Consider the following 6,000-nt stretch of genomic DNA (forward strand, 5'->3'; position numbering starts at 1 on the left):
CACGTTATTTACTTTAAATAATAACGGGTATCTTCGATTTTCTCAGAATTTCTTGCAATCTTCGTACTTCTTGTCTCAACCTCGCGTTCTCTTCCTCCAGCCGGTGCGTAAGCCTGCATTTCTCGCCCGCTTCCGTCTGTTCTTGCTTGCGAAGCCGCTCGATTTTGTCGCGTAGCTCAGGATGGGTATACAGGAACGGCTTGGACACGCCGGCTTCGATCGATACCGTATTGAAATTAATCTTCAGCTTTTCCTTCCTCAACCGTTCAATGGCCGATTCGGCCTTGCGGTACGCCTCAACCGTCTTCTGCTCGCTGAATTTTTTAATCCCTTCGACATTTCTACGCTGCATAAGGCTGCCTCCCTGCGTTCTGTTCTTTTCACGAAACCTCGTCCTTATTATAACGAACGATAAAAGGCGAAAAATGACCCCTTTGAGTCAATTTTCCGCCTTTTTTATGAACAAAGTATGGATGCCCGGCTTCAGCGTCCTTTCATCATTTGGGCTTGATCATGAGGGTATCATAAATGCTCCTGCTCCGAACGACTGGTAACAGCTCCCATTCCTGCGACAAATCCTTTTCCAGCGGGTAATTGAAAATCGATTTCAGCCCGTTGCCGTAACGCACAATGATGCTCGTATCCGGAGGCACGGCCTGCCTCAAGTCCTCCAGCACTTCAAGCTTGTTTTTGACCAGCGACGCAACCATGACATGTGTAGCTTCTTTGACAAAAGGCAGCTCCTTCAGACCATGGCCCGAGAATTGCACCTTATCGTGCAAGCCTGAGGCTTCTGCCATCCTGCTTCCCAGATCGAGGGCTTCGGCATCGATATCCAGACACAGCACATCCGCCCTCGTCTCCTTCGCAACGGTCAGCGCCGTCAGCGGGAATGCGCCCGCACCGACGAACAGCACCTTCGACGTACGGCCGATCCGAAAATGCCGAAGCTCATCATAGACCGCATCCGACAAAGCGGATAAATACCGCCCCATATCCATCTGCCGCTCGAGCATACGGATGGACTGATATTTCTCCATGTCGCACAGCGCCTGGGCCGACGTCTCCCGCAGTCGCTCGCCATGCTGTCTTATTTCTTCCTGATCGCTCCATAAGAGCCACTGTCGTTCGTTCTCTTCGCAGACCATAAACCGGCAAAGATCCTCCAATTTGGTTTGAAGCAAGTCAAAGCAATCCGAGCATTGTCTGGAATAATCGGTTAATTGGCGGATCTCGTATTCAAGCAGCTGCAAGGAAAGCAAAAAAGCATACTTGTGCTTCAATAAGCTCCCTCCGTTTCTTGCTCCATTTCCAAGGAAACTGTGCGGCTTACTCAAATACGTATTTGGTTTTCTTGTCCCTTATGCTCGAATTCTGCACCATACGGCTTTTCCACGGTCAGCACGGTGCGCCCGTTCTCTCTGCGGAGAGCGATCTTCCAGCCCATCTTGGCCGCACGGTCTTTGATGATTTTCAAGCCGTAGCCGTTCTTCTTCGACAACGGATCGGAGGCGAAGCCCCGTCCGTCGTCCGCAACCATGCACGTCCAGCCGTCACCCGCTTCGGGGGCGTCCTTGCCCTCAATCCAGACATTCTCCGCCGCCGCATGCTTGAAGACATTGATTAAAGCCTCGCGTAGCGTAGCGTACAGCTCCACCTTTTCTTTCACGGTCATGCGCTCCTCGGACAGCTCCCATTCCAAGTGGACGGCAATGCCGGTATCCTTCCTGAAATCCGCGATCAGGTGCTGAACGGATTCCATCCACGGCTGCGCTTGCGGCACGGCCGGATACCGCAAGCCGTCGATGGCCTGGCGGACATAGTCGTTCACTTCGTGCACGGTTTTCCGCAGGCTTTGATACAGCTCCCCCATCGGAACCGCATGGCTTTGCTCCATCCGGTCCACGCGGACCGATAACAGAAACAACGATTGGGCGATGCCGTCATGAAGCTCGGAGGCCACTTTCTCCCGCTCCTCCAAAGCCGCCTTCGCGGCCCGTTCCTGCTGCAGCTGCTCCTGCAATTGCTCCATTAGCGCAAACAGCTTCCGAAGCAGCGTCATGGTGACGAGGTAAACGATCAGAGGCGCCAGCCAGTTGCCCAAATCCATCGAAATGTAAGGAAGCAAAAACGCATGCCGGGTATATTCCCATATCCCGATCGTCAGCGTAGGAATAATCAAAATTAAGCTTTTCAAATGTTTATACAATGCGAAAAATCCTCCCGGGGATGAACTCCGCGCATAACCACGCTCCTCTCATCTAAACACAATTAAGCACCTTGTGCCTATGACTCGCCGGGGCTATCTTTTCTTACGAAAAAACGTCCGCAAAAAAAATAATCCCTGCCGCCTTCGACAAGGATTGCGGTTCAAATGACTGCGCTGCCCGATCAACGCTTTTTCGCCAGGATCGTGAAGGATGCGGCCGCCGCGTGCGCGGTCATTCCGACGTCGGTTCCGACCGGAAAGCTTCCTGCACGCCACGCTTCCGGCGTGTAGGGCAGCGTCGCCGTGCCGAGACGTCCTTCGGACTCGAGGGACTCCAAGGTTTCGTCCGGCCTCAGATCGGACACGATCCGCTCAAGCCCGCTCGGAAGCACGGTGCTCCACGGCTTGCTGCCGCCTTCGTTTTCCACGAGACCGACAACCTCGAAGCCCTCCGACTCCAGCAGCAGCACAAGCTCCTTCGGCGTCATTAGGGCCAGCTCCCGCTCCACCCGGTATCGGGGCTGCTCCAAGCCCTGCACGAACGTTTCGTAGGTCGCGGTCAGCCGGTACGTTTGACGCCGCAGCGACGTTTCCCCTTCCACGTGCTTGTAAACGATTTTGTCCTTCGGCAGCACCTTGCGCTGCACCGTCTTCCAGCTTGCCTGGGCAGGCGGCAGTAGCAGCTCCACGGCAAGCAGCCCTTGGGGAACCAGATGCTTCCGGATGTTCCCAAGCACAGCCCGGTGCTCGCTCATCCGGGTCACATGCTGGATAATCCCCTCGGGGCATAGAACGTGCGTGAACGTCTCCGCAAGCTCCAGCTCCAGCATGTCCTGCTCCACCAGCTTCAGCGTTTCCGCACGATCCTTAAGCACGCGTGGACGCTTTGCTTCCGCGAGCTTCAGCATGTCCGGACTCCGGTCCACGCCGCATACCCGGATGCCGTGCTGCGCCAGCTCGACGGCGATTCGGCCGGTGCCGGCGCCCAGTTCAAGCACGTTGGGCGGCCCGGAGAACCCGGCGGCGGTGCCCACAATCCAATCGCGGGCAAAAACGATGCCGGCTTTCCCCGCAAACTGGTCGTACAGCTCCGCTTCCAGCCCCGCATACGGCGCATTGGCCCGCGGCTCGTGCCGCACGCCCTGAAGGCCGCACCGCGAGCAGACCGTTCCGGCCAAAGCCCCGATCGCCAGGCCCGCCGGCACGCCGTTGCGGCAATCGCCGAACCATTCGTCATAAATATAATGGCAAAATGAACATTCCGTTGTGGTCAACGCCGCTCCTCCTGACGCTTTTTAGTTAAACTTCCCGGGATAAAAGCCCTTCGCCATTTTTTCCAAAGCCGTCGTGTTCCGTACCCCCTCGAACACGTCGGAAAGCGGCATGATGACGAACCTGTTGCTCTTGATCGCGGTTACGTTCGCCAAGGCCGGAAGACTCTGCAGAAACTTAATCTTCTCCGCGGCCGACGGCTTGTCGTAGTCGAATATCAGAATGACCTCGGGATCGCGCTTGACGACTTCCTCCCAGCTGACCTTCGCCCAGCCCTTTTCGACATCGTCGAAAATATTTTTGCCGCCGGCAAGCCGGATCAGCTCAGTCGACAACGACTTGCCCGCCGTATAGGCCGTGTCCTGCCCGCTGTCAAAAGCAAACACCCGCAGCGGCTTCTCGGGCTGCCCCACCTTCGTTTGAATCTCCTTCACTTTCGCTTTCATCGACTCGATCAGCGCGTCGGCTTTGGCCTGCACGCCAAAGATCCGCCCGATATTCGCAATATCCTCATAGACGTCCTCCAGCGTGCCGAACGGCACATACGTCCCTTTGGCCACATAGGCCTCGATTCCTTTATCCTTTAAGGCTTCGACAGTACCAACGCCGTTTTCGGCGAAAGCGCTTTTGCGCCCGTAGACGAAATCCGGCTCCGCTCCGAGCAGCACTTCCAGCGAAGGATATTTCGCGGCCAACACCGGAATGGCGGCGTACTTCTCCTTTAAATCCGGGAGAATTTCGTCGTCCCTATACGCGGTACCGACCATCGACTTCTCCAGGCCAAGCGACAGCATAATTTCCGTCGTGTGCTGGTTTAAGCTGACGGCCCGCTTGGGTGCTTCCTTGAAGGTGAGCGTGCGGCCCATGTTTTCTATGGTCACGGGGCTGTAGGCCGTCTGGGGCGTTTTTCCGTTCTGCGGGTTGTCCCCGTTTGCCGCCGGGCTCTTGGGCGGAGTTTGACCGCAAGCGGCTGCTAAACCTAGCGAGAGGACGAGCAGCAGAGGTATAGCAAGCATAGAGATGCGTTTCATGAAATTAAAGCTCCTTTTGGCGATAAATGAAGTTGCAGCGATTCGGGAAAATACGTAATGTTGAGCTTTCGGGTCACCGGATGCACGGCCAGCTGCGCGTTCACGCCGAACACCTGGCGCAGCAGCCCCGCCGACATCACTTCCTCGGGCGTGCCCGAAGCGTGCACTTGGCCCGCATGCATCACAATGAGCCGGTCGCAGAAAAAACAGGCCATGTTCAAGTCGTGCAGCGCGGATAAGGCGGTAATCCCGAGCGTTTTGACCAAGTCCATCATTTGCAGCTGGTACCGGACGTCCAAGTGGTTCGTCGGCTCGTCCATGATCAAAAATTGCGACTGCTGCGCCAACGCCCGGGCGATCAGCACACGCTGCTTCTCTCCCCCGGACAGGCTGGAAAAGCCCCGCCGCGCATACGTTTCCATCCCCACGCGCTCCAGCGACTGGCTGACCAAGGCTTCGTCTTCCCGCGTATCTGCGGCAAACATCCGTTTGTGCGGATGGCGTCCCATAAGCACGATATCCCGTACCGTAAAATCAAACGCGGACGACGTCTCTTGACTGACGACGGCCATCCGCTGCGCGGTTTCCTTGTGGGTCAGCTCGGCCAGCGGCCGCCCGTCCAAGGAAATCCACCCCGCTTGGGGCTCCAGCACGCGGTATATATTTTTGAGCAGCGTCGATTTGCCGCTCCCGTTCGGACCGATAATGCCGACAAATTCACCGGGATGGATCCGCAGGTCCACTCCTTCAATGATAGGCACTCCCTTCACGCCATAGGAGAGCCCCTGAACTTCCACCTTCATCTTCTTGGTCCCCTCCCCTCTAGAACGAGTATGAGCTGCGGCGCAGCAGCCAAATGAAGAACGGTCCCCCGCACAGCGCCGTCACGATCCCGACCGGCAGCTCCTCCGGCGCGATGACGAGCCGGGCGAACACGTCGGCCCAGATCATGAACGATGCTCCCAGCAATACGCTGACCGGCAGAACACGACGGTGATCGGAGCCGACCATCAGCCGGACCAAATGCGGGATCATCAACCCGATAAACCCGATCGCCCCGCTCACGGCAACGATCACCCCGGTCAGCAGCGAGGTCAGAATAACGAGAACTTTACGGAAGCGGTCCATGTTCACCCCCAAGGTCACGGCCGTCTCTTCCCCCATGAGCAGCGCGTTCAGCGAACGGTATTGGAGCAGCAAATACAGCGTACCGGCGACGACAATACAGGACGGAAACGTCAAGTAGCTCCATTTGGCTCCGGTCAGGCTTCCCATCATCCAGAACATCGCCGAGCGGATGCCTTCTTCCTTGGGAGCCATTGTGACAATGAAGCTGGTCAAGGCCGACAGCATCATCGATACCGCAATACCGGCGAGCAGCAAGCGGGTATTCGACAGCGCGCCTCCTACGCGGGCCAGCATGTACACCAGCACAATAGCAATCAACGAGCCGATAAAAGCCGAAACGGATAAAGCGTACTGCCCGAA

General features: G+C 56.8%; 7 protein-coding genes. All 7 read right to left on the reverse strand.

Features of this window, described 5'->3' with window-relative positions:
- Nucleotides 1-13 precede the first annotated feature (13 nt).
- Nucleotides 14-352 carry a DUF6262 family protein gene (locus PEH01S_RS03085; RefSeq protein WP_025848050.1) on the reverse strand — a complete coding sequence of 113 codons (339 nt, stop codon included), beginning with the start codon at nt 350-352 and terminating at the stop codon, nt 14-16.
- A gap of 145 nt (nt 353-497) precedes the next feature.
- Entirely contained in the window at nt 498-1,283 is a 786-nt protein-coding gene (locus tag PEH01S_RS03090) for a nicotianamine synthase family protein (protein ID WP_127483908.1), read from the reverse strand.
- A 50-nt stretch (nt 1,284-1,333) separates the two neighbouring features.
- Nucleotides 1,334-2,209 carry a sensor histidine kinase gene (locus PEH01S_RS03095; RefSeq protein ID WP_127483909.1) on the reverse strand — a complete coding sequence of 292 codons (876 nt, stop codon included), beginning with the start codon at nt 2,207-2,209 and terminating at the stop codon, nt 1,334-1,336.
- Between the two features lie 182 nt (nt 2,210-2,391).
- Complete coding sequence (locus tag PEH01S_RS03100) at nt 2,392-3,483, reverse strand: class I SAM-dependent methyltransferase (protein ID WP_127483910.1); 1,092 nt, start codon at nt 3,481-3,483, stop codon at nt 2,392-2,394.
- Nucleotides 3,484-3,504: 21 nt separating this feature from the next.
- The gene (locus PEH01S_RS03105) at nt 3,505-4,512 is read right to left on the reverse strand and encodes an ABC transporter substrate-binding protein (protein WP_127483911.1); all 1,008 of its coding nucleotides are present in this window, start codon (nt 4,510-4,512) and stop codon (nt 3,505-3,507) included.
- Nucleotides 4,509-5,315 carry an ABC transporter ATP-binding protein gene (locus PEH01S_RS03110; RefSeq protein ID WP_127483912.1) on the reverse strand — a complete coding sequence of 269 codons (807 nt, stop codon included), beginning with the start codon at nt 5,313-5,315 and terminating at the stop codon, nt 4,509-4,511. The genes PEH01S_RS03105 and PEH01S_RS03110 overlap by 4 nt, the downstream gene beginning before the upstream one ends.
- A gap of 19 nt (nt 5,316-5,334) precedes the next feature.
- Nucleotides 5,335-6,000, reverse strand: a 666-nt coding sequence (locus PEH01S_RS03115) for a FecCD family ABC transporter permease (RefSeq protein ID WP_164827656.1), incomplete at its 5' end; no start/stop codon positions are given.

The sequence above is a fragment of the Paenibacillus ehimensis NBRC 15659 genome, assembly GCF_004000785.1.
GTDB lineage: Bacteria > Bacillota > Bacilli > Paenibacillales > NBRC-103111 > Paenibacillus_G > Paenibacillus_G ehimensis.

What these genes read in the sequence shown, in the direction of transcription:
- PEH01S_RS03085 (WP_025848050.1), bottom strand. Translation starts at nt 352, where the DNA reads ATGCAGCGTAGAAATGTCGAAGGGATTAAAAAATTCAGCGAGCAGAAG.
- PEH01S_RS03105 (WP_127483911.1), bottom strand. Translation starts at nt 4,512, where the DNA reads ATGAAACGCATCTCTATGCTTGCTATACCTCTGCTGCTCGTCCTCTCG.
- PEH01S_RS03110 (WP_127483912.1), bottom strand. Translation starts at nt 5,315, where the DNA reads ATGAAGGTGGAAGTTCAGGGGCTCTCCTATGGCGTGAAGGGAGTGCCT.